Here is a 21007-nt window from a genome sequence, read left to right on the forward strand (position 1 = left end):
ACCCAAGGATGGAGCCGCTCTTACCGTGTCGCGTGGTTTGGCCGACGGCTTCCGCGAAAGGGTGAAGTATCCGGCATGCCGACCCATCGGGAGACGCAGACGTGACCACACCTGGGAACCCGGACGAGCCCCGATCGGGGCAGGATCCGCGCCGGGGCCGTCCAGAAGAGGGCGAGCCCGGCCCCACGCCACCGCAGCACACGCCCGAATGGTGGAGCGAGGGCATGCTGGAGGAGGACCCGCTAGAGGGCCGTGAGGGCCGCGAGGGCCGGCCGCCCGGGTCGGGCGGCGAGGGCCCGCCGCCCGACGAGTCCGAGTCCCGCTGGGAGTCGCAGGGCGGATCCTCGGGCGGGCCGCGGGGCGGGTCCTCGGGCGAGCCGCAGGGCGGGCCCCAGGAAGAGCCGCGGAGGGACGGGGAGGAGCCGATCGAGCCCGCCCCGCCCGTGGTGCCGCGTCCCGACGTGCCGCCGATCCACGAGCCCAGGCCGACCGGCAAGCCCACCCATCCGGACCTGCCCAGCTCACCGGAGACCCCACAGCCGACAGGTGGCGACGCGGAGGCGACCCAGGTGTTCCCGATTCCCGGCGCCACCCCGTCGTACCCCGGCTGGGAGGGCACGCCGTCCGAGGACGAGCCGCCGGCCCGGCCGACCCCGTCCCGCTACGAGCAGGGCGACCAGCCCAGCTTCGCGCCGCCGGGAGCGAGCGCCCCAGGGGGGACGCCGCCTCCGGAGCGGGGCCCCGGCGTCCCGCCCGCAGAAGAGACCCGGCCCATGGAACGACCCGCGGAACAACCCGGCGAGCGGACCCTGCCGGGCCCGGGAGCACCGCCTCCGAGCGGCTGGGGCTCGCGGACGCCCCAGGGCGGCGAGGGGGAGCCGGCCACGCCGCACCGGGGCGAACCCGCGCCGCCGTACCCGGGCGGCCCCAGCACGCCGTACCACGGCACGCCCCCGTCCCCGCAGGACCAGGAGCCGGCCGTCCCGGGCACGACGCCCTCCAGCCCGTATGGCGGCCCGCCCGGATACAGCCCGCCGCCGCACACCGGCGGCCCCTACGGAGGCCCGTACCAGCCCGCCGCCGCGCCGGGCAGCGGCCTGGCCACGGCCTCACTGGTCCTCGGCGTGGCCAGCCCCTTCCTGGTCTTCGTCTGCTTCACCGGCGTGATCACCGCCATCCTGTCGATCGTCTTCGGCTGCGTCGCGCTCGCCAAGCACGTGGGCAAGGGCCGCGCCATAGCCGGCATCGTGATCAGCGCGCTCGCGCTGATCCTCTTCGCGATCGTGGCCATCTGGTTCTGGAACGTGGTCCAGGAATGCGCCCACCTGCCCGGCCAGCTCGCCGACCGCTGCTTCGAGTCGAAGTTCCCCTGGATGGGCCGCCGCGGCTAGAGCGGCAGGTGATCTGACAGATCGGCACGGGCGCCGCTCGCGTGGACGGCGCCCTTCGCCATGGCCTCGCCCCAGGTCAACCGGCCGAGCGCCAGCTCGATCCAGGTGCGCCCGTCCATCTCGACCACGTTCGGCGGGGTGCCGCGGGTGTGGCGGGGCCCGGCGACGGCCTGTACGGCCGCGTAAGGCGGCACCCGCACCTCCACCGTACGGCCGGGCGCCGCGGTGGCGAGCCGGTCGAGCAGGTGGCGCACGGCCTGCCTGGCCGCGTCGCGCTCCGGCTTGAGCCCGCGGTCGTACGCGGACAGCACGGCCGCCACGAGCGCGTCGGGCAGGGCCGAGTCAGGTCCGTCGTAAGAGGGCTCGTCGAGCGCGACGAGCTGGCCGTCGAGCGCCGACCTCAGTTTTTCCCGGTCCATCTTGCGTGCTGCCACCTCACCATTGTCTCCCGGGAAGCGTTCATCGAGACGGAGGTCGTCGTTCACCTTTCGTTTCGACGGCGACCGTAGCGTCCCCGCCGTACAACCGCGCACATTTATGGAGGACCTGTGGCGAACCCCAACGCGGGACGGCGGCTGCTTCCGCTGCTTTCCACCCCGCACAAAGGTGGCCGATCCGCGCTGACCTGTCAGTTCCGCTGCGGCAACGCGTGCGCGCATGACGTGGCCAACACCACCGGCAACGCCTACTTCGGCGACGTGGTGAAGGAGGCGGTCTCCCGCCGCGGCGTGCTGCGCGCGGGCGCGCTCGGCGCTCTGGTGGCGGGTGCCGGCGTGGCGGGGGCGATGCCGGCACTGGCGGACGAGCCGGCGGCCGCGGGCGCCGAGGCCAGGAACGGCGGCGGCGACATCCGGTTCACCGCGGTGCCGCCGAACAAGGACGACGCGTTGCGCATCCCCGACGGCTACAGCTCCTCTGTGGTCGTGCGCTGGGGCGACCCGGTGCTGCCCGACGCGCCGGCGTTCGACTTCGACAACCAAAGCGCCGACGCCCAGAACAAGCAGTTCGGCTACAACTGCGACTACGTCACGGTCCTCCCGCTGGGCCGCGACCGGGCCCTGATGTGGGTGAACCACGAGTACACCGACGAGAGCCTGATGTTCCGCGGCTACACCGGTGGCGCGGCGGCCACCGAGGAGCAGATCAAGATCGCGCTGGCCGCGCACGGCGGCTCGGTCGTGGAGATCGAGCGGGCCGGCCGCACCGGCGAGTGGAAGCTGGTCACCAAGGGACGCCGCCGCTACAACCGGCGCGTCACCGCTCAGACCACCATGAAGTTCAGCGGGCCCGCCGCGGGCCACGACCTGCTCAAGACGGCGGCCGACCCGCAGGGCCGCACGCCCGTCGGCATGCTGAACAACTGCTCCGGCGGCACCACCCCGTGGGCGACCGTGCTGACCGCCGAGGAGAACTTCGACCAGTACTTCGTCAACGGCGACAAGGTGCCGGACGCGCAGAAGCCGTACATCTCCCGCTACACGATCACGACCGGCACCCCGTCGAGCAGCCGCAGGTTCGACCGCGTCGAGGAGCGCTTCGACCTGGCCAAGCACCCGAACGAGGCCAACAGGTTCGGGTGGATCGTGGAGATCGACCCGTTCGACCCCGACGGCACGCCGATCAAGCGCACCGCGCTCGGCCGCTTCAAGCACGAGGCCGCCACCACGACGCTGGCGCGCGACGGCCGCCTGGTCGTGTACATGGGTGACGACTCGCGCTTCGAGTACATCTACAAGTTCGTCTCGAAGAACCGCTACATCCCCGGATTCGACCGGCACAACCGGGCGCTGCTCGACGAGGGCACCCTGTACGTGGCCAAGTTCACCGGCGACAGCCCGGCCGCCGAGATCGACGGGTCGGGCAAGCTGCCCTCCGACGGCCTGTTCGACGGCTCCGGCGAGTGGATCCCGCTGGTCTCGGGCGACAAGTCGTACGTGGACGGCATGACCGCCGCCGAGGTCCTCGTCTACACCCGCACGGCCGCCGACAAGGTGGGCGCCACCAAGATGGACCGCCCCGAGGACATGGAGCGCAACCCGGTCACCGGCGGCGTGTACGTGGCCCTGACCAACAACACCAACCGCACCGCGGCCCAGGTGGACGAGGCCAACCCGCGCCCGTCGAACAAGCACGGCCACGTCCTGGAGATCGTCGAGCGGCGCGACGACGCGGGCGAGAGGACGTTCGCCTGGTCGCTCCCGCTGGTCTGCGGCGACCCGGCCGACCCCGGCACCTACTTCGCCGGTTACGACAAGACCAAGGTCTCGCCGATCTCGTGCCCGGACAACGTGACGTTCGACCGTGACGGCAACCTGTGGATCTCCACCGACGGCAACCAGCTCGGCAGCAACGACGGCATGTTCGTGATGCCCGTACGCGGCAAGGAGCGCGGCCACCTGCGCCAGTTCCTCACGGTCCCGGTCGGGGCCGAGACCTGCGGCCCGCTGGTCAGCCAGGACCAGCTCAGCGTGTTCGTCGCGGTGCAGCACCCGGGCGAGACCGACGGCGCCACTCCTGACAACCCCTCCAGCCACTGGCCCGACGGCGACCAGCCGCGCCCGTCGGTCGCGGTGGTCTGGCACGGCAAGGGCAAGAAGGTCGGCGCTTGACCTCAAGTTAACTTGAGGCAATAGCGTTCCGTGCCATGAGCATGGAAATGACCGCCTGGCACCAGCTGTACTCGATGAACAACCGGCCGGAGCGTCGCCCGCTGTCCAGGGTGACGCTCCGGCGCATCGGCGCCTTCGCCCGGCCGCACCGCCGCAGGCTGGCGTTCTTCATGCTGCTCAGCGTGGTGCTGGCGGGCCTGGCGGTGGCCTCTCCGCTGCTCGCCGGCCGGGTGGTCGACGCCATCTTCAAGGCGGAGCCGCTGGACGTGGTGGTCGGGGTGGCGGTGCTGATCGCGGGCCTGGCGATCGCCGAGGCGGGGATCGGGCTGCTGAACCGCTGGCTGTCGGCGGGGCTCGGCGAGAGCCTGATCCTCGACCTGCGCACGGCCGTCTTCGACCACGTGCAGAAGATGCCGATCGCGTTCTTCACCAGGACCCGCACGGGCGCGCTGGTCAGCCGGCTCAACAACGACGTGATCGGGGCGCAGCGGGCGTTCACCGACACCCTGTCGGGCGTGGTCGGGAACGTCGTGACGCTCGTGCTCACGCTCATCGCGATGATCAGCATCTCCTGGCCGATCACGCTGCTCGCGCTGCTGCTGCTGCCGGTGTTCGTGCTGCCGGCCCGCCGGATGGGCACGCGGATCGCCAGGCTGCGGCGCGAGGCGGCCGACCACAACGCGGCCATGGGCACCCAGATGACCGAGCGCTTCTCCGCGCCCGGCGCGACGCTGGTGAAGCTGTTCGGCCGGCCCGCGCACGAGTCGGCCGAGTTCGCGAGCAGGGCCCGGCGGGTGCGTGACATCGGGGTGCGCTCCGCCATGACCCAGTCGGCCTTCGTCACCGCCCTGACCCTGGTCTCGGCGCTGGCCCTGGCCCTCGTGTACGGGCTCGGCGGCTTCTACGCGCTGCGCGCCGAGCTCGCGCCCGGCTCGCTGGTCGCCATGGCCATGCTGCTCACCCGCCTGTACGCCCCCCTCACCGCCCTGGCCAGCGCCAGGATGGACGTGATGAGCGCGATCGTCAGCTTCGAGCGCGTCTTCGAGGTGCTCGACCTGGAGCCGCTCATCAAGGAGCGCCCCGGCGCCCGCGAGGTCCCCGACGGCCCGGTGTCGGTCGAGTTCGACGACGTGCGCTTCGCCTACCCCTCGGCCGACAAGGTCTCGCTCGCCTCGCTGGAGGAGGTCGCCACCCTCGACTCGCGCGGCGGCGAAGAGGTGCTGCACGGCGTCTCGTTCACCGCCGAGCCAGGCCAGATGGTGGCGCTGGTCGGCTCGTCGGGCGCGGGCAAGTCCACGATCGCCCAGCTCCTGCCGCGGCTGTACGACGCCGACTCGGGCGCCGTCCGGATCGGTGGCGTGGACGTGCGCGACCTGACCGCCGACTCGATCCGCGACACGCTCGGCATGGTCACCCAGGACGGCCACCTGTTCCACGAGTCGATCCGGGCGAACCTGCTGCTGGCCAGGCCGGAGGCGAGCGAGGCGGAGATCTGGGACGCGCTCACCAGGGCCCGGCTGGCCAACCTGATCGAGTCGCTGCCCGACGGGCTCGACACCGTGGTGGGCGAGCGGGGCTACCGGCTGTCCGGCGGCGAGCGCCAGCGGCTGACGATCGCCAGGCTGCTGCTGGCCAGGCCGCGCGTGGTGATCCTGGACGAGGCCACCGCCGCACTCGACTCCACCTCCGAGGCGGCGGTCCAGGCGGCGCTCGGCGAGGCGCTGGAAGGCCGGACCGCCGTGGTGATCGCCCACCGGCTGTCCACGATCCGCGCCGCCGACCTCATCCTCGTGATCGAGGACGGGCAGGTGGCCGAGCGCGGGACGCACGCCGACCTGCTCGCCGCGGGCGGGCGCTACGAGGAGCTGTACCGCACTCAGTTCGAGGACCCCACGGTCTCGGGCGTGGCCGCCTGAACCTCTTCGGGGGCGCGGCTCGTCCGCAGCGAGTAGAGCGCGACCGGGATCGCCGCGACCACCACGACCGCCGCGATGACCAGCGTGAACTGGTAGGCGTCGAGGAAGGCGAGCAGCGGCGCCCGGTCGCTGCCGCTCTGCCTGGAGCTCAGGATCGCCCCGAGCACCGTGATGCCGAGCAGCCCGAACACCTCGCGTGACACGTTCAGCATGCCCGAGGCCACGCCCGTCCGGCCCTTGGGCATCCCGCTGAGCACCGCGGCCGTCAGCGGCACGAGCAGGCCGCCGCCCAGGCCGTACAGCAGGAACCAGGGGGCCACGTCCGCGTAGTCGCCGTCGGCGCCCACGCCGGAGATCAGGTAGATCGCCGTCCCCATGAGCGCCATCCCGAGCGCGACCGTGCGGCCGATGCCGATCGCCGCGCTGACCCGCTGGGACAGGATGGCGATCACGCCCATGACCAGCGCCATCGGCACGAACGCCGCGCCCGCCTCGGTGGGGGAGAAGCCGAGCACGTTCTGCAGCCAGAGCGCGCTGAAGAAGTAGATGCCGAACACGCCGAACGACCAGATCCCGCTGGTGAGCAGCCCGCCGGTGAAGACCCTGGACCTGAACAGCGACACCACGATCATCGGCTCCGCGGCCCGCGACTCGACCAGCACGAACGCCACGCCGGCCGCCGCGAACACGCCGAACGCGGTCAGGATCTCCGGCGAGGTCCACCCCGCGGTGCCGCCTTCGATGAGCGCGTAGGTCAGGGCGAACAGGGCCACCGCCGAGGTCGCCAGGCCGGGCAGGTCGAGGCTGCGCCGTACCCGGGTGAGGTCGGGCCTGATCGCCCAGAGCGCGAGGCCGACGGTCACCACCCCGAGCGGGACGTTGATCAGGTAGATCCAGCCCCAGTGCAGGTTCTCGCTGATGAAGCCCCCCGCGAAGGGCCCGAGCGCCATGGACAGCGCCCCCGCGGCGCTCCAGATGCCGACGGCCCTGCCGCGTTCACCGGGCTCGGGGAAGATCTGGCTGATCAGCGCCAGCGCGGTCGGCGTGAGCAGGGCCGCGCCGACCCCCTGCACGGCTCGCGCCGCGATCAGCATCGTGCCGCTGGTGGCCAGCCCCGCGGCCAGCGAGGACACCGTGAAGACGGCCAGCCCGCCGAGAAAGACCCGCCGCGCCCCGAACACGTCCGCCAGCCGGCCGCCGGCCAGCATGAGCCCGGCGAAGACCAGGATGTACGAGCTCACGATCCACTCCAGGCCGGAGATCGTCAGCCCGAGCTCCCGCTGGATCGTCGGCAACGCGACGTTGCCCACGTTGTTGTCGAGATACGTCATGAAGGTGCCCAACGTCACCGCACCCAGTGCCCACCACCGCACGATGTTCCTCCTATACGCCGTACTTGTACGACGTATAGTGGAACTTGTACGGCGTATAGTTGTCAACTGTGATGGGAAAACTGACCGCGCAGGCGATCGCGGAGCGGGCCCTGGAGATCGGCGACGCCGAAGGGCTCGACGCCGTGACGATCCGCCGCCTGGCCACGGACCTCGGCGTGACCCCGATGGCCCTCTACTGGCACTACAAGAACAAGGAGCAGCTGCTGCTCGGCATGGCGGACCACCTGATCGGCGGCTTCGCGCCGGGGCCCGCCGACGAGCGCCCCTGGCTGGAGCAGCTGCGCGACCTCACCGAGGGCCTGATCAGGACGCTGCGCACGCACCCCTGCGCGAAGAACGTGATCGAGCAGATCGACCCGGTCGCGGTGCCGAACTTCCTGGACGTCTGGGACCGCGCGCTCGGCCTGGCCCGCTCCGGCGGGTTCACCCCCGAGGAGAGCTGCCTGCTGACCAAATACCTGCTGCAGAGCGCGATCGCCATCGCCGACGCGCCGGTGCACTTCGAGGCCGGCAAGTCCACCGAGGAGGTCGCCCAGCGGGTCAGGAGCAAGCAGTTCGGCCTGCAGTCGCTGCCCGTCGAGAAGTATCCCCACCTCGTGGAGATGGCCGGCCCGATGGCGGGCGGGCTGGCCCCGGACGTGTACGACACGTTCGGCGTCGATCTCGTCCTCAGCGGCATAGAGGCGCTGGCGGCCAGGCGATAAAGTGCCGATCATGCCTTTCGAGCTGATCTGCGAGATCGAACCTCCGACCAAGCCCGATCTGAAGCACGTCAGGCACCAGATCGGCACCATGAGCAAGATCGCCCACTCGTTCCTCATCCCCGACAACCACATCGGCCGCGCGACGGTGTCGAGCGTGGCCGTGGCGCACGAGGTCGAGGCCATGGGCGGGCGCGGCATCGCCTGCCTCAACTCCCGCGACCGCAACCTGCTCGGCTTCCGCCGCGACCTGCTGACGGCCGCCGCGTATGGGGTGGACCAGTTCCTGTTCGTCTACGGCGACAAGCCCACGGTCGGCAGCAGGACGAGCGAGCTCACCGTCCGCTCGATGATCGAGGAGGCCAGGGCGTTCTCGCCGGACCTCCGCCTCGGCGCCGCCGCCGGCCTGCGCGCGCTGCCGGCCTGGAAGCGTACCGCCGACTTCCTGTTCGCCCAGGTCAGCTTCTCGGTGGAGGCCCAGCTCCGCTGGCGCGAGTCCCACCCGGTGGACCTGCCCGTCTACGCGGGCGTCATGGTGCTGGCCAGCGAGCGTCACGCGCGCACCCTGGCGGCCTCGATCCCGGACATCGACCTGCCGGAGGACCTGATCGACCGGGTCGCCACGGACCGCATGGCGGGCGTCGAGGCGGCCTGCGAGCAGGTGCTCGCCCTGCGGGACTCGGGCGCCTTCGCCGGCGTCCACCTGGTCCCGGTCTCCCGCTACCGCGACGTGGAGTCCAGGCTGGCCGCCGCGCTCGGATGAGACCCCGTCACCGAGGTCGTGGGCGGGCGAGCGCGGCCAGGAGGGCGCCGGTCAGGGCGACCGCGAAGAGCACCGCGTACGCCCGCTCGAACCCGGCCATCAGCTGCCCCACCGCCACCGGCGACAGCGTGGACAGCGTGCCCGCGTACACCTGGGCCCGCAGCTGAGGCCCGACCGAGCTGGTCAGGACGCTGAGCGACAGGCCGACGCTGATCACGATGCCGACGTTCATGATCATGACGCGGAAGCCGTTGACCACCCCCAGGCTCCCGGCCGGCAGCGCCCGCATGACCTGCGTGGTGTTGCCCGTCAGGAACGTGCCGCTGCCGCAGCCCGCCACGAACAGGCCGATCCCGATCACCCAGTACGGCGTCGCGGGATCGGCCGTCAGCATCAGCGTCCCGAGCCCCGCCGCGCTCATCGCCGCGCCCCCGATCGACAGCGCGTACGGCGACACCCTGCGCCCCAGCAGCCCCGTGATCGGCGAGGCCAGCCCGATCCCGACGGGCACCGGCAGCACGCTCAGCCCCGCCTCGAACGCGTCCACCCCCCGGGCGGCCTGGAAGTAGAGCGCCACCACCAGGATCAGCGCCGAGCGCGCCAGCGCGTTGCAGAAGGAGGCCGCGTTCGCGTACGCCAGCAGCCGCCCCCCGAACAGCCGCAGGTCCAGGACCGGATTGGCGGATCGCCGCTCGGCCAGCACGATCAGCGGCAGCAGCACCACGAAGACGGCCGTCCCCGTGAGCACGACCGGGCTCGACAGCCCGCCGGAGCCCGCCTCCGACAGCGCCAGGAGCGCCGCCGACAGCGCCGCGAACACCAGCACGTTGCCCAGCGCGTCCACCGGCTCCTTCGGCCGCCTGGGCATCTTGCGTAAGATCGCCGCGCCCACGCCGAGCGCGAGCAGGCCGGCGGGCACGTTCACCCAGAAGATCCACTGCCAGCCGGCGGTCTCCGCGATCAGGCCGCCCAGCGTCGGCCCGGCCAGCTGCGCCACCGACAGGGTGCCGATGTAGACGCCCATGCCCTGGCTGAGCCGCTCGGGCGGGAACGCGTCCGTGATGATCACCGTGCCGTTCGCCAGGATCATCGCCGCGCCGATCGCCTGCATCACGCGCATCGCGATCAGGAACCACACGTCCGGCGACAGCCCGGCCAGCAGCGAGGCCGCCGTGAACAGGGCGAACCCCGTCAGATACACTTCCCGCCGGCCCAGCAGGTCGGCCATCCGGCCGAAGAACACCAGGCTCGCGGTGTTGACCAGCAGGAACGACAGCAGGATCCAGCCCGACTCCAGCGCGCCGGCGTGGAAGTGGCGCACGACCGTGGGCAGCGCGACGTTGAGCGTGCTGCCCGCGATGCCGATGAGGACGAGACCGAGGCTGGTGACCGCGCACACCTGCCAGGCGTAGCGCAGGCGGCTGTCGTCAGGGGAGGTGACCGCGACCATGCCTCCCACTATGACGTACGACGTACGTCCGTTTTGTCCCAGGGGTCACCTGGCTCTCTTGCGTAACCCCTCGATGTCATGGATCACCACGCGGCGCCTGCCGGTCTCGATGAGGCCGCGGTCGCGCAGCGTGCGCAACGCCTTGCTGACGGCCTCGCGGGAGGCCCCCGTCCATCCCGCCAGCTCGTCCTGCGACAGGGGCAGCGCGACGCGTACGCCGCTGTTGGTCTTCTCGCCGTACCGTTCGGCCAGCTCCAGCAGCCGGGTCGCCACCCTGCCCGTGGTGTCGAACGCGCCGTACTCGATCCGCTTGCGGTCGGAGTCGCGCAGCCGCAGGCTGACGAGCTGCATGAGCAGCACGGCGATGCGCCCGTGATTCTCCAGGAACGTGGGGAAGTCCCGCACCACGATGCCCGAGATCGGCTCCAGGGCGGTCACGGTGGCCGAGCGCGGGGACCCGTCGATGGCCGACAGCTCGCCGAGCAGCCCGCCGGGGCCGCGGACGGCCAGCACCACCTCGGTGCCGCCGCTCGTGTGCGAGGAGACCTTGACCCGGCCCTCCATCAGCACGAGCACCCAGTCGGACGTGTCGCCCTCGCTTATTACGGTCGTGCCGCGATCCCAGCGCCGCGGCCGCCCGGCCGCGCGCAGCGCCGCGGCGTCCTCTTCGGTGAGCATGGACAGGAACTCACCTGGGTCTGGATCCATGCGCCCGATTATGTCGGTACGGGCATCCGTCATCTATGGCATTTCGGTCAGAACATAGGCCGCCACGAGCTCTTCCTTGCCCTTGAGGCTCAACCGGCCCAGAGGATTCACCGTCACGCCCTGCCCCAGCTGCTTGAGCGTCGTCTCGCCGATCACCACCGTGCCCGGCTCGGCGACGCCCTGGAGCCGCGCGGCCACGTTCACGCAGTCGCCCATCGCGTTGAAGCCGCGCAACTCGGGGCTGCCGATGTTGCCGACCAGGGCGGGACCCGTGTTGACGCCCACTCTGAACGTCGGCCACTCGACGTCGTCCACCCGCTTCCAGGCCATCTCCTCGGCCACCTCGGAGGCGGCCCGCTGCATGTCGAGCGCGGCCCGGCAGGCGGCCTTGGCGTGCCCGGCCTGCGCGGCGGGCGCGTTGAACAGCGCCAGCAGCGCGTCGCCGACGAACTGCACGATCGTGCCGCCGTTGTTCAGGATGCAGGGAACGGCGGCCGTGTGATAGCGGTTGAGCATCTCGACGATCTCGCCGGGCGTGACCCGCTCCGAGAACGTCGTGAAGCCCTTGAGGTCGGCGAAGAGCGCGGTCAGCTCCCTGAGCTCGCCGCCGAGCGCCGCCTGCCCCGGGTCGGCGAGCAGGGCGTGCGCCACGTCGGGCGACATGTACTGGTGGAACAGGGTGTGCAGCTCCTGGTAGAGGCGGGCGTTCTCCAGCGAGATGGACAGCTGGCCGGCCAGCGTGGCGGCGAGGGCCTCGTCCTGGTTCGTCCGGCCGACGGGCACTTCCAGGACGCCCGCGAGCCGGCCCTTGACGGTCAGGGGGAAGGCGAGCAGGTGGTCGCGCCGGACCGGGTTGCCGTCGGGGAACTCGTACTCGCGGGAGCCGATCTCCGTCCGGCCGTCGGCGACCAGGCCGATCTTGACGTCGCCGTACGCCTGCCGGACCCGCTCCAGCGAGGTGGCCAGCAGCTCGTTCTCGGGCAGGCCGATCCTGGTCTGCGCGCTCACCGCCACCAGGGCGCCGAGACGCTCGGACAGCTCCCGTTCGTTGGCCAGCGCCTCGCCCGCCCGGTCGAGCACCGCCGCCTGGCCCTCGTTGAGCCGGAACTTGCCCGACAGCCGGGTCGCGGCCAGCGGCTCGCCGCGCCTAACGTGCTCGACCATCTCCTCCAGCGCCTGGTCGTAGTCCCGCTGGATCCTGGCCACGGTGGCCGCCAGTGTCACCGAGTCGAACAGGCCCGCGCTCGACCCCTCCCGCCTGAACTGCAGGTAGGCGCTGTAGGCCACGAACACGAAGGCCAGGGTGAGCAGCAGGTGCCATTCCCACCATGACAGGTGCCAGTTGTGCTGCGACATCCCCGCGATCATGGCCTCGGCCAGCAGCGCGTAGGCCGTGATCAGGCTGATCAGCATGGCCGACGGCCGCTTGCGGTGCAGCAGGAACATCATCACGCTGGCCGCGCCGTACAGCAGGACGCCGGGGACGGAGGCCCATGCCAGCCAGTTGACCGGGGTGACCAGGGGCGGCTCGCTGAGTGGCGTCAGCCCGGGGATCAGCGAGACGAACCCCCACAGGATCATGAAGCCGAACAGCGCGCCGCGGACGAAGTGCTGCGAGCCCAGCACGGACTTCGCCGCCCGCTCGCCCAGCGGCAGCGCGGAGGCGAACGCGAAGGCGGCCGCGATCGAGAGCCCCACCTGCTGGCCCAGGTCGAAGCCCAGGGAGCCGAGCGGCAGGATGACCTGCGGCGTGGCCAGCCCGTGCAGGAAGAAGAAGCCGGCGCTGCTCAGGAAGACCATGGAGACCAGGAACAGCCGCGCGTCCTGGCGCCGCCGTGAGGCGTCGCTGATCAGCACGCTGAGCGCCACGTTGACGGCGGCGACCGTGATGATCAGAACCGCGTGGCTCGGGTTGTCATGCCACTCGACGTTGAATTTCGGCTCGGCGAGCAGCACCCACAGGCCGAGCAGCGGCAGGGCCAGGTGGATGCCCCAGACCACCCCTCGGACGGGTTGCGTGGCCGGAGGGAGGTAGGAGGGAGCGGAACCCTGGGTTGGCACAGACCGATTATCCCCGGGAGATCGCTGTCGCCAATGCGTCGTTTTACTCACCTAAGTCGCCGACAATCGGTCAATCTGGTCAGTAACCCTCCGTTTTGTGATCGATACGTTATGTAGTTTCTGTCATCCCTTGGAACGTTTGAAACGTGAATCTCATGCACAACATGAGCATCACTCGTTCGTTGGAAGGAAAACCGTGGCTATCAAGGTTCGCGCCGGGCGCACGCTCACTCTCGCGGCTGTCGGAGCGCTGGCCGCCTCGCTTCTCACCGTCGGCGGCGTCGCCACTGCCTCGTCGGCCGCCGCGGAGGTGCACGCCTGCGTCCACAAGAAGACGCGGTACGCCCGCATCGTCAACCCGGCGACGAAGTGCAGGAAGACGGAGGAGCGCATCCTGATCGGCGGCGGTGGCACGTCCACCACGACCGTGCAGACCGGCCAGCAGGGCGCGCAGGGCCCGCAGGGCAAGCCGGGCCCGCAGGGTCCGAAGGGCGACACGGGCGCCACCGGCCCGCAGGGCAAGGACGGCCTGCCCGGTAAGCCCGGTCAGGACGGCAAGGACGGCCTCCCGGGCAAGCCCGGCCAGGACGGCAAGGACGGCCTCCCGGGCAAGCCCGGCCAGGACGGCAAGAACGGCCTGCCCGGCAAGGACGGCGAGGACGGCCGCCCCGGCCGGCCCGGTCAGGACGGCAAGCCGGGCCTGCCCGGCCCCAAGGGCGACACCGGTCCCGCCGGCCCGCAGGGCAAGCAGGGCGTGACGGGTCCGCAGGGCCCCAAGGGCGAGGACGGCAAGGACGGCAAGGACGGCAAGGACGGCACGGGCGCGACGTACACGACCTACACCAGGCAGGAGTCCATCAGCTCGACCGGCTCGAAGTCGGTCTCCTGCGGCCAGGGCGGCATGGTGACCGGCGGCGGCTTCTCCTTCGGCACGCTCAAGAACGCCGTCGTCATGGGCAGCGCTCCTGACGGAAACGGCTGGACCGTCTCCGTGGCCAAGGACGACAACGGCTACAACACCTACTCCTCCACCGACACGTCGAAGACCGAGGAGTCGAAGACCACGACCACCACCAGCGGCAACCACGCGAGCGTCAGTGGCACCGTCTACGTGGTCTGCATGAAGAAGGCCTGACGAGGAAAGGGCCGGCACGGGCATCCGTACCGGCCCTGACCAGGGAACCTCAGCCGAACAGGGCGGGAAGCGCAGCCGAGTGCGTTTCCCGCAGCTCCTCCACGGAGACCTCGAACACGTCCTCGACCACGAGCGAGGCGCCGCCCGTCACCCCGAGCCCGTAGCACGGCACCTCGTGCCGCCCGCACAGCGAGGCGAACTCCTCGTAAGCCTCCGGCCGGACGGCGACCAGCGCCCGCGAGGCCGACTCGGCGAACAGGTCCGTGAACGGCTCACCGCTGAGCGCCACCGACGCCCCGACGCCCCGCGCCAGGCAGGACTCGGCCAGCGCGACGGCCAGCCCGCCGTCCGACAGGTCGTGGGAGCCTTCGAGCAGCCCCCGGCGCGCCGCCTCCACCAGCACGGTGGCCAGCGCCCGCTCCGCCTCCAGGTCCGCCTGCGGCGGCAGCCCGCCCAGGTGGCGGTGCGCGACGTGCGCCCACTCAGAGCCGCCGAACTCCTCGCGCGTGTCGCCGAGCAGCACGACCCGCAGCCCCTCCGCCACGAACCCGGTCGGCACCCGCTTGGCCACGTCCTCGATGACGCCGAGCACGCCTATGACCGGCGTGGGGTGGATGGCCGTCGATCCGGTCTGGTTGTAGAAGGAGACGTTGCCGCCGGTCACCGGCACGCCCAGCGTCTTGCAGGCGTCGGCCAGGCCGCGCACGGCCTCGGCGAACTGCCACATGACCTCGGGGTCCTCGGGCGAGCCGAAGTTGAGGCAGTTGGTCACGGCCAGCGGTTCGGCGCCGGTCACGGCCACGTTCCGGTACGCCTCGGCCAGCGCGAGCTGCGCCCCCGCGTACGGGTCGAGCTTGGCGTAGCGGCCGTTGCCGTCGGTGGCCAGCGCGATGCCCCGGGTCGTCGGCTCGGCGTTCGCGCCGTCAGCGCCCGCTTCGGCACTGGCCGGCATGACCTCGGAGATGCGCAGCATGCCCGCGTCGGCCGGCTGGGCCAGCACGGTGTTGGAGCGCACGTAACGGTCGTACTGGGAGGTCACCCACTCCTTGGAGGCCAGGTTGGGCGAGCCGAGCAGCTTGAGCAGGGTCTCGCGCAGGTCCGTGGGGCGTTCGAGCCGGTCGGGGGTGTCGGCGTTGAGCGCGGCCTGCCCCGAGGGCTCGTGGAAGGGACGCTCGTAGACGGGCCCGTCGTCGGCGGCGGTGCCCGGCGGGATGTCCACGATGACCTGGCCGTCCCAGGTCATGACCAGGCGGCCGGTGTCGGTGACCTCGCCGATGACCGTGGCGGGCACGTCCCACTTCTCGCAGATCGCCATGAAGGCGGCGATGTCGTCGGGGCGGACGACGGCCATCATCCGCTCCTGCGACTCGCTCATGAGGATCTCCTCGGGCCTGAGCGAGGGGTCGCGGAGCGGGACCAGGTTGAGGTCGACGCTCATGCCGCCGGTGCCCTTGGCGGCCAGCTCGGTCGTGGCGCACGAGACGCCGGCCGCGCCGAGGTCCTGGATGCCGACGACCACGTCGGCCGCGTACAGCTCCAGGCAGCACTCGATGAGCAGCTTCTCCATGAACGGGTCGCCCACCTGCACGGCGGGCCGCTTGGCCTGCGACTCGTCCTCGAACGTGGCGCTGGCCAGCACCGACGCGCCGCCGATGCCGTCGGGCCCGGTGGACGCGCCGAACAGCACGACCTTGTTGCCGGGGCCGGGCGCGGTGGCCAGCTTGATCTGGTCCTTGCGCAGCAGGCCGACGCACAGGGCGTTGACCAGAGGGTTGCCGATGTAGCAGGGGTCGAAGACGACCTCGCCGCCGATGTTCGGCAGGCCCAGGCAGTTTCCGTAGTGGCTGATGCCCTCGACCACGCCGGGCAGCACCCTGCGGGTGTCGACGGCGTCGGCGCCGCCGAAGCGCAGCGCGTCCATGACCGCGATCGGGCGCGCGCCCATCGACATGATGTCGCGGACGATCCCGCCGACGCCGGTGGCGGCGCCCTGGTGCGGCTCGACGTAGGACGGGTGGTTGTGCGACTCGATCTTGAACGTGGCCGCCCAGCCGTCGCCGATGTCCACCACGCCGGCGTTCTCGCCCATGCCCACCAGCAGCGCCTCCGACTTGGGAGCCTTGGTGGCGAACTGTTTGAGATGCACCTTGGACGACTTGTACGAGCAGTGCTCCGACCACATGACGCTGTAGATGGCCAGCTCGGAGCCGGTGGGACGGCGGCCGAGGATCTCCTTGACCCGGTCGTACTCGTCCTGCTTCATCCCCAGCTCGGCGAAGGGCATCGGCTCCTCGGGAGTCTCGGCCGCCCGCTTCACACTGTCGGTCATGCGTTCACCAGCTTCTTGAGAACGGAGGTGAAGAAGCCGAGGCCGTCGGTGCTCGGCGCGCCGACCAGCTCCTCGACCGCGTGCTCGGGGTGCGGCATGAGACCGACCACGTTGCCCGCCTCGTTGCGGATGCCCGCGATGTCGTTGAGCGAGCCGTTGGGGTTGCCGAGGTAGCGCACGACCACCTGGCCGTTGGCCTCAAGGGCGGCCAGGGTGTCCTCGGCGGCGACGTAGCGTCCCTCACCGTGCTTGATGGGCAGCACGATCTCCTGGCCGGCCGTGAAGGAGCCGGTCCAGGCGGTGTCCGTCTGCTCGATCCGGACCCGCTGATCGCGGCAGACGTAGTGGAGCGAGCCGTTGCGGGTCAGCGCGCCCGGCAGCAGGTGCGCCTCGCACAGGATCTGGAAGCCGTTGCACGTGCCGAGCACGGGCAGCCCCGCCCTGGCGGCCGGGATGAGCTCCTCCATCAGCGGCGCGAACCGCGAGATGGCACCGCAGCGCAGGTAGTCGCCGTAGGAGAAGCCGCCGGGCAGGAACACGGCGTCGACCCCCTTCAGGTCGTGGTCGGCGTGCCACAGCGGAACCGCCTGTGCGCCCACGAGGCCCACGGCTCTGGCGGCGTCCTGGTCGTCGAGAGTTCCTGGAAACGTGACTACGCCCACACGGGCAGCGCTCATGACAGTCGTCCCCTCCGGAGAATGCGCGCGCACGCGCCACCGTCTCTTCGGGGCGGACGGCGGTCTGCGGCGGTCACTTCAGGTTATCGGGTGCGGCCACATGTTCCGCATCGGCTCGCGTGTGAGCCGTAAGCCCAGGTCAGACGGTGGCGAGCTGGCGGGGACGGGCCTCGGCCTCGTCGTCCCAGGCGAGCAGCTTGCGCAGGTGGACCGTGGTGCCGCGGCCGGGCGTGATGCCGAAGGAGATCTCGTCGACCACGGAACGCATGATCAGCAGGCCGCGGCCGTTCTCGGTGTCGGGCGGAGGAAAGCAGGGTGGCATCGTCGGCGGGCCGTCGCCGTTGTCGGCGACGCGTACGTCGCAGTGGCCGTAGCCGATCGCCGCCATCACTTCGTAGCGGTTGGCGGGTCCGCCGTGACGCACCGCGTTGGAGCACGCCTCGGAGACAGCGAGCAGCATGTCGGCGATGCACGCCTCGCTCACGTTGAGCGAACGCATGGCGTCGCCTAGCACCCGCCTGACCATCGGTATGCCGATCGCATCCCGAGGCAGCGCCAACGAGAACTCAATATCCACCGGACTCCTCCGGGCTCCGGAATGTCACCTGGAGTAGGTTTCCCTGTGAAATCGGGGCTAACCGCAAAATCACGTTGTTGTTATTTAGTGTTGGCAAGCCCGTGGCATTGTGGCACGTCGGAACCCCGCTTTAACCGGTCAGGGGTAAATCGGGGGAGCAAATGTGCCTTCTACCCCTCAACCCGGACGCTGTAGTTCTCGATCACCGTGTTGGCCAGCAGCGTCTCGGCCATCTTGCGTACCTCTTCCAGCGCCGCTTCGTCGGCCGGTCCATCGAGCTCGACCTCGAAACGCTTGCCCTGCCGTACGGCCGAGACGCCGGAGAAACCGAGCCTGGGCAGCGCCCTGGCTATCGCCTGACCCTGGGGGTCGAGGATCTCGGGCTTCAGCATGACGTCTACGATGACGCGCGCCACTGCATTCCTCCTGGGAGCGGTGGGTGATTGGGAAGGACAGCCTACCGGCGTGTGTGGCTGCCGACACAACGGGAACGGGGAGGGCATGGGGCTTGCGCGGAGGGCTGTGACGTCTGCCACCATGGCCTCAAATGCGTACGAACCACCATCACATGGTTTGTCGCACCCAAGGCCGGCCAGAGTGGCAACCCCATCGACACGCCGGCCCCGATCGCACAGGAGTGGCACGTGACAGTCGACGCCTCTCGTGGTGCAGACGCACCCCCGGAGCTCGTTCAGTTGCTCACCCCCGAGGGAGAGCGGGTCGAGCACCCCGACTACGACATCGACCTGACCCCGGAGGAGATCCGGTCGCTCTATCGCGACCTGGTGCTCGTCCGGCGCATCGACCTGGAGGCCGTGGCGCTGCAGCGCCAGGGCGAGCTGGGCATCTGGGCCTCGCTGCTCGGCCAGGAGGCCGCGCAGATCGGCTCGGGCCGCGCGCTGACCGACTCGGACATGGCCTTCCCCACCTACCGCGAGCACGGCGTGGCGTGGTGCCGTGACGTGGACCCGGTGAAGCTGCTCGGCCTGTTCAGAGGCGTCAACCACGGCGGGTGGGACCCTCAGGAGCACAATTTCCACCTCTACACGATCGTGATCGGCAGCCAGACGCTCCACGCGGTGGGCTACGCGATGGGCATCCAGCGCGACGACGCCAGCGCGGCCACCATCGTCTACTTCGGCGACGGCGCCACCTCGCAGGGCGACGTGAACGAGTCGTTCATCTGGGCCAGCGTGTTCAACGCGCCGATCGTGTTCTTCTGCCAGAACAACCAGTGGGCCATCTCCGAGCCACTGGAGAAGCAGACCCGCATCCCCCTTTACCGCCGCGCGTCGGGTTTCGGCTTCCCGGGCATCAGGGTGGACGGCAACGACGTGTTCGCCTGCCTGGCGGTGACGAAGAAGGCGCTGGAGGCCGCGCGCACCGGCCAGGGGCCGACGCTCATCGAGGCGTTCACCTACCGGATGGGCGCCCACACCACCACCGACGACCCGACGCGCTACCGCGTGGCCAGCGAGCTGGAGGCGTGGAAGCTCAAGGACCCGATCGAGCGGGTGAAGGCATACCTGTTCCGGAACGAGCTGGCCGACCAGGCGTTCTTCGACTCCGTGGACGCCGAGGCCGCCCAGCTCGGCGCCGACCTGCGCAGGCGCTGCCTGGCCATGCCCGACCCCGAGCCGCTCGACATCTTCGACCACGTCTACAGCGAGCCCCACGCCCTGATCGACCAGGAGCGGGCCCAGTTCGCGGCCTATTTGGAGGGGTTCGAAAAGTGACGATTCTGAGCCTGTCCAAGGCGCTCAACCAGGGCATGCGCAAGGCCATGGAGGACGACCCCAAGGTCCTCATCATGGGCGAGGACGTCGGCAAGCTGGGCGGCGTCTTCCGCGTCACCGACGGCCTGCAGAAGGACTTCGGCGAGGACCGCGTCATCGACACGCCGCTGGCCGAGTCGGGCATCGTCGGCACCGCGATCGGGCTGGCGCTGCGCGGTTACCGGCCGGTGTGCGAGATCCAGTTCGACGGGTTCGTCTTCCCGGCCGCCGACCAGATCATCACCCAGCTCGCCAAGATGCCGATGCGCTCGCTCGGCGCGATCAAGCTCCCGGTCGTCGTACGCATCCCGTGCGGCGGCGGCATCGGCGCGGTCGAGCACCACAGCGAGTCGCCCGAGGCCTACTTCACCCACACGGCGGGGCTGCGCGTCGTCGCCTGCTCCAACCCGGCCGACGCCTACACCATGATCCAGCAGGCCATCCGGAGCGACGACCCGGTGATCTTCTTCGAGCCCAAGCGCCGCTACTGGGAGAAGGCCGACATCGACACCTCCACCACGGACTGGTGGACGCCGCTGCACGCGGCCAAGGTCGTCCGCCCGGGCTCCGACCTGACCCTGCTGGCCTACGGCCCCATGGTCAAGACGTGCCTGGAGGCCGCCACGGCCGCCGAGGACGACGGGCGCTCGCTGGAGGTCATCGACCTGCGTTCGCTCAACCCGCTCGACGAGCCGGCGGTCATGGACTCCGTACGCAGGACGGGCCGGGTCGTGGTCGTGCACGAGGCCCCCGTCAACAGCGGGTTCGGCGCGGAGCTCGCGGCCAGGATCACCGAGCGGTGCTTCTACCACCTGGAGTCGCCCGTGCTGCGGGTCGGCGGATTCTCCACCCCCTACCCCCCGTCGAAGCTGGAGGAGCACTACCTGCCCGACCTGGACAGAGTGCTCGACGCCGTCGACCGGGCCTTCGGCTACTGAGAGGGGGATTCATGCGACGCGAGTTCAAACTCCCGGACGTCGGCGAGGGCCTGACCGAGGCGGAGATCGTCCGCTGGCACGTCAAGGCCGGCGACGACGTCAAGGTCAACCAGATCGTGGTGGAGATCGAGACGGCCAAGTCCATCGTGGAGCTGCCGATCCCGTGGGACGGGGTGGTGGCCGGCCTGATGGCCGACGAGGGCCAGACGGTGGACGTGGGCAGCCCGATCATCGCCGTGGAGACCACGGAGCCCGGCCCGGCCGGGTCCGCCGCACCCGCCGCTCAGCCCGCGCCCGCCGCTCAGCCCGCACCTGCCGCTCAGCCCGCGGCCGACATCGAGGCGCTGGCGGACGACATGGTGCCGAGGCCGCCGGCCGAAGGCGCGGTCGAGCCCGGCGCGCACGGCAGCCCGGCGCCCAAGGAGGAGCGCCAGGCGGTCCTGGTCGGCTACGGCGTCAAGACGGGCGCGACCAAGCGCCGCGCCCGCAAGCAGTCCGCCCCCGGCATCCCGGCCAACCCGGTGGCCAACCCCTCCCGCGTGGAGGTGGACGGCCCACCGGCCACCGAGCCCGCCCGCCGCCC

General features: G+C 70.8%; 18 protein-coding genes. 9 read left to right on the forward strand and 9 right to left on the reverse strand.

The features are described 5' to 3' along the window. Window positions 1-101: 101 nt before the first annotated feature. A complete protein-coding gene (locus tag ETD85_RS16215; protein ID WP_170246708.1) occupies window positions 102-1391 on the forward strand; it encodes a DUF4190 domain-containing protein in 1290 nt (429 codons plus the stop codon). Here ETD85_RS16215 and ETD85_RS16220 read toward each other — a convergent pair. Then, window positions 1388-1810, reverse strand: a complete 423-nt coding sequence (locus ETD85_RS16220) for a sterol carrier family protein (RefSeq protein WP_138690551.1) — start codon at window positions 1808-1810, stop codon at window positions 1388-1390. The two genes, ETD85_RS16215 and ETD85_RS16220, sit on opposite strands and share 4 nt — an antisense overlap. A 129-nt stretch (window positions 1811-1939) precedes the next feature. On the opposite strand from ETD85_RS16220, the gene ETD85_RS16225 reads away from it, so the two are divergent. Together ETD85_RS16225 and ETD85_RS16230 are read left to right on the forward strand one after the other, a co-directional pair. Continuing rightward, entirely contained in the window at window positions 1940-4000 is a 2061-nt protein-coding gene (locus ETD85_RS16225; protein WP_138690535.1) for a PhoX family protein, read from the forward strand. A 35-nt stretch (window positions 4001-4035) separates the two neighbouring features. Next, window positions 4036-5916 carry an ABC transporter ATP-binding protein gene (locus tag ETD85_RS16230; protein ID WP_138690536.1) on the forward strand — a complete coding sequence of 627 codons (1881 nt, stop codon included), beginning with the start codon at window positions 4036-4038 and terminating at the stop codon, window positions 5914-5916. Here the strand turns inward: ETD85_RS16230 and ETD85_RS16235 are convergent. Next, on the reverse strand, window positions 5877-7289 hold the full coding sequence (locus ETD85_RS16235) for a DHA2 family efflux MFS transporter permease subunit (protein ID WP_240779177.1): 1413 nt from the start codon (window positions 7287-7289) through the stop codon (window positions 5877-5879). The genes ETD85_RS16230 and ETD85_RS16235 overlap by 40 nt on opposite strands. A gap of 71 nt (window positions 7290-7360) precedes the next feature. Between ETD85_RS16235 and ETD85_RS16240 the strand changes: the two genes are divergently transcribed. Together ETD85_RS16240 and ETD85_RS16245 are read left to right on the forward strand one after the other, a co-directional pair. Continuing rightward, window positions 7361-8014, forward strand: coding sequence for a TetR/AcrR family transcriptional regulator (locus ETD85_RS16240; protein ID WP_240779180.1), 654 nt, complete (start codon window positions 7361-7363; stop codon window positions 8012-8014). Between the two features lie 10 nt (window positions 8015-8024). Beyond that, entirely contained in the window at window positions 8025-8774 is a 750-nt protein-coding gene (locus ETD85_RS16245; protein ID WP_138690538.1) for a methylenetetrahydrofolate reductase, read from the forward strand. 7 nt (window positions 8775-8781) lie between these two features. Here ETD85_RS16245 and ETD85_RS16250 read toward each other — a convergent pair whose 3' ends face one another. Genes ETD85_RS16250 through ETD85_RS16260 form a run of 3 tightly spaced genes read right to left on the reverse strand, consistent with a single transcriptional unit; the run spans window position 8782 to window position 12993 of the window. Further along, window positions 8782-10224, reverse strand: coding sequence for an MFS transporter (locus tag ETD85_RS16250; RefSeq protein ID WP_138690539.1), 1443 nt, complete (start codon window positions 10222-10224; stop codon window positions 8782-8784). Between the two features lie 45 nt (window positions 10225-10269). Then, complete coding sequence (locus tag ETD85_RS16255) at window positions 10270-10932, reverse strand: Crp/Fnr family transcriptional regulator (RefSeq protein WP_138690540.1); 663 nt, start codon at window positions 10930-10932, stop codon at window positions 10270-10272. Window positions 10933-10965: 33 nt separating this feature from the next. Further along, complete coding sequence (locus ETD85_RS16260) at window positions 10966-12993, reverse strand: adenylate/guanylate cyclase domain-containing protein (protein WP_206058343.1); 2028 nt, start codon at window positions 12991-12993, stop codon at window positions 10966-10968. A 196-nt stretch (window positions 12994-13189) separates the two neighbouring features. Here ETD85_RS16260 and ETD85_RS16265 point away from each other — a divergent pair, with 196 nt between their 5' ends. Then, window positions 13190-14128 (forward strand): collagen-like domain-containing protein, encoded by a 939-nt coding sequence (locus ETD85_RS16265; RefSeq protein WP_138690541.1) that lies wholly within the window; start codon window positions 13190-13192, stop codon window positions 14126-14128. 49 nt (window positions 14129-14177) lie between these two features. On the opposite strand, the gene purL is transcribed toward ETD85_RS16265, so the two are convergent. From purL to purS, 4 genes are all read right to left on the reverse strand, one after another. Further along, the gene (gene purL / locus ETD85_RS16270; protein ID WP_138690542.1) at window positions 14178-16457 is read right to left on the reverse strand and encodes a phosphoribosylformylglycinamidine synthase subunit PurL; all 2280 of its coding nucleotides are present in this window, start codon (window positions 16455-16457) and stop codon (window positions 14178-14180) included. Beyond that, the gene (gene purQ, locus ETD85_RS16275) at window positions 16454-17134 is read right to left on the reverse strand and encodes a phosphoribosylformylglycinamidine synthase subunit PurQ (protein ID WP_138690543.1); all 681 of its coding nucleotides are present in this window, start codon (window positions 17132-17134) and stop codon (window positions 16454-16456) included. The genes purL and purQ overlap by 4 nt, the downstream gene beginning before the upstream one ends. A 139-nt stretch (window positions 17135-17273) precedes the next feature. Continuing rightward, window positions 17274-17660: an ATP-binding protein gene (locus tag ETD85_RS16280; protein ID WP_138690554.1), complete on the reverse strand. Its 387-nt coding sequence runs from the start codon at window positions 17658-17660 to the stop codon at window positions 17274-17276. Between the two features lie 221 nt (window positions 17661-17881). Beyond that, the gene (gene purS / locus ETD85_RS16285) at window positions 17882-18127 is read right to left on the reverse strand and encodes a phosphoribosylformylglycinamidine synthase subunit PurS (protein WP_138690544.1); all 246 of its coding nucleotides are present in this window, start codon (window positions 18125-18127) and stop codon (window positions 17882-17884) included. Window positions 18128-18355: 228 nt separating this feature from the next. Here purS and pdhA point away from each other — a divergent pair, with 228 nt between their 5' ends. The 3 genes from pdhA to ETD85_RS16300 all read left to right on the forward strand — a co-directional run. After that, window positions 18356-19447 (forward strand): pyruvate dehydrogenase (acetyl-transferring) E1 component subunit alpha, encoded by a 1092-nt coding sequence (pdhA, locus tag ETD85_RS16290; protein ID WP_138690545.1) that lies wholly within the window; start codon window positions 18356-18358, stop codon window positions 19445-19447. Further along, a complete protein-coding gene (locus ETD85_RS16295; RefSeq protein ID WP_138690546.1) occupies window positions 19444-20424 on the forward strand; it encodes an alpha-ketoacid dehydrogenase subunit beta in 981 nt (326 codons plus the stop codon). Before pdhA ends, ETD85_RS16295 begins: the two co-directional genes overlap by 4 nt. A gap of 11 nt (window positions 20425-20435) precedes the next feature. After that, window positions 20436-21007, forward strand: a 572-nt coding sequence (locus tag ETD85_RS16300) for a biotin/lipoyl-containing protein (RefSeq protein WP_338087145.1), incomplete at its 3' end; no start/stop codon positions are given.

It is taken from the genome of Nonomuraea zeae (genome assembly GCF_005889725.1).
Lineage (GTDB): Bacteria > Actinomycetota > Actinomycetes > Streptosporangiales > Streptosporangiaceae > Nonomuraea > Nonomuraea zeae.

What these genes read in the sequence shown, in the direction of transcription:
- ETD85_RS16230 (WP_138690536.1), top strand. Translation starts at nt 4,036, where the DNA reads ATGAGCATGGAAATGACCGCCTGGCACCAGCTGTACTCGATGAACAAC.
- ETD85_RS16280 (WP_138690554.1), bottom strand. Translation starts at nt 17,660, where the DNA reads ATGGTCAGGCGGGTGCTAGGCGACGCCATGCGTTCGCTCAACGTGAGC.
- ETD85_RS16245 (WP_138690538.1), top strand. Translation starts at nt 8,025, where the DNA reads ATGCCTTTCGAGCTGATCTGCGAGATCGAACCTCCGACCAAGCCCGAT.
- ETD85_RS16255 (WP_138690540.1), bottom strand. Translation starts at nt 10,932, where the DNA reads ATGGATCCAGACCCAGGTGAGTTCCTGTCCATGCTCACCGAAGAGGAC.
- ETD85_RS16220 (WP_138690551.1), bottom strand. Translation starts at nt 1,810, where the DNA reads ATGGACCGGGAAAAACTGAGGTCGGCGCTCGACGGCCAGCTCGTCGCG.
- ETD85_RS16240 (WP_240779180.1), top strand. Translation starts at nt 7,361, where the DNA reads ATGGGAAAACTGACCGCGCAGGCGATCGCGGAGCGGGCCCTGGAGATC.
- ETD85_RS16250 (WP_138690539.1), bottom strand. Translation starts at nt 10,224, where the DNA reads ATGGTCGCGGTCACCTCCCCTGACGACAGCCGCCTGCGCTACGCCTGG.
- purQ (WP_138690543.1), bottom strand. Translation starts at nt 17,134, where the DNA reads ATGAGCGCTGCCCGTGTGGGCGTAGTCACGTTTCCAGGAACTCTCGAC.
- purL (WP_138690542.1), bottom strand. Translation starts at nt 16,457, where the DNA reads ATGACCGACAGTGTGAAGCGGGCGGCCGAGACTCCCGAGGAGCCGATG.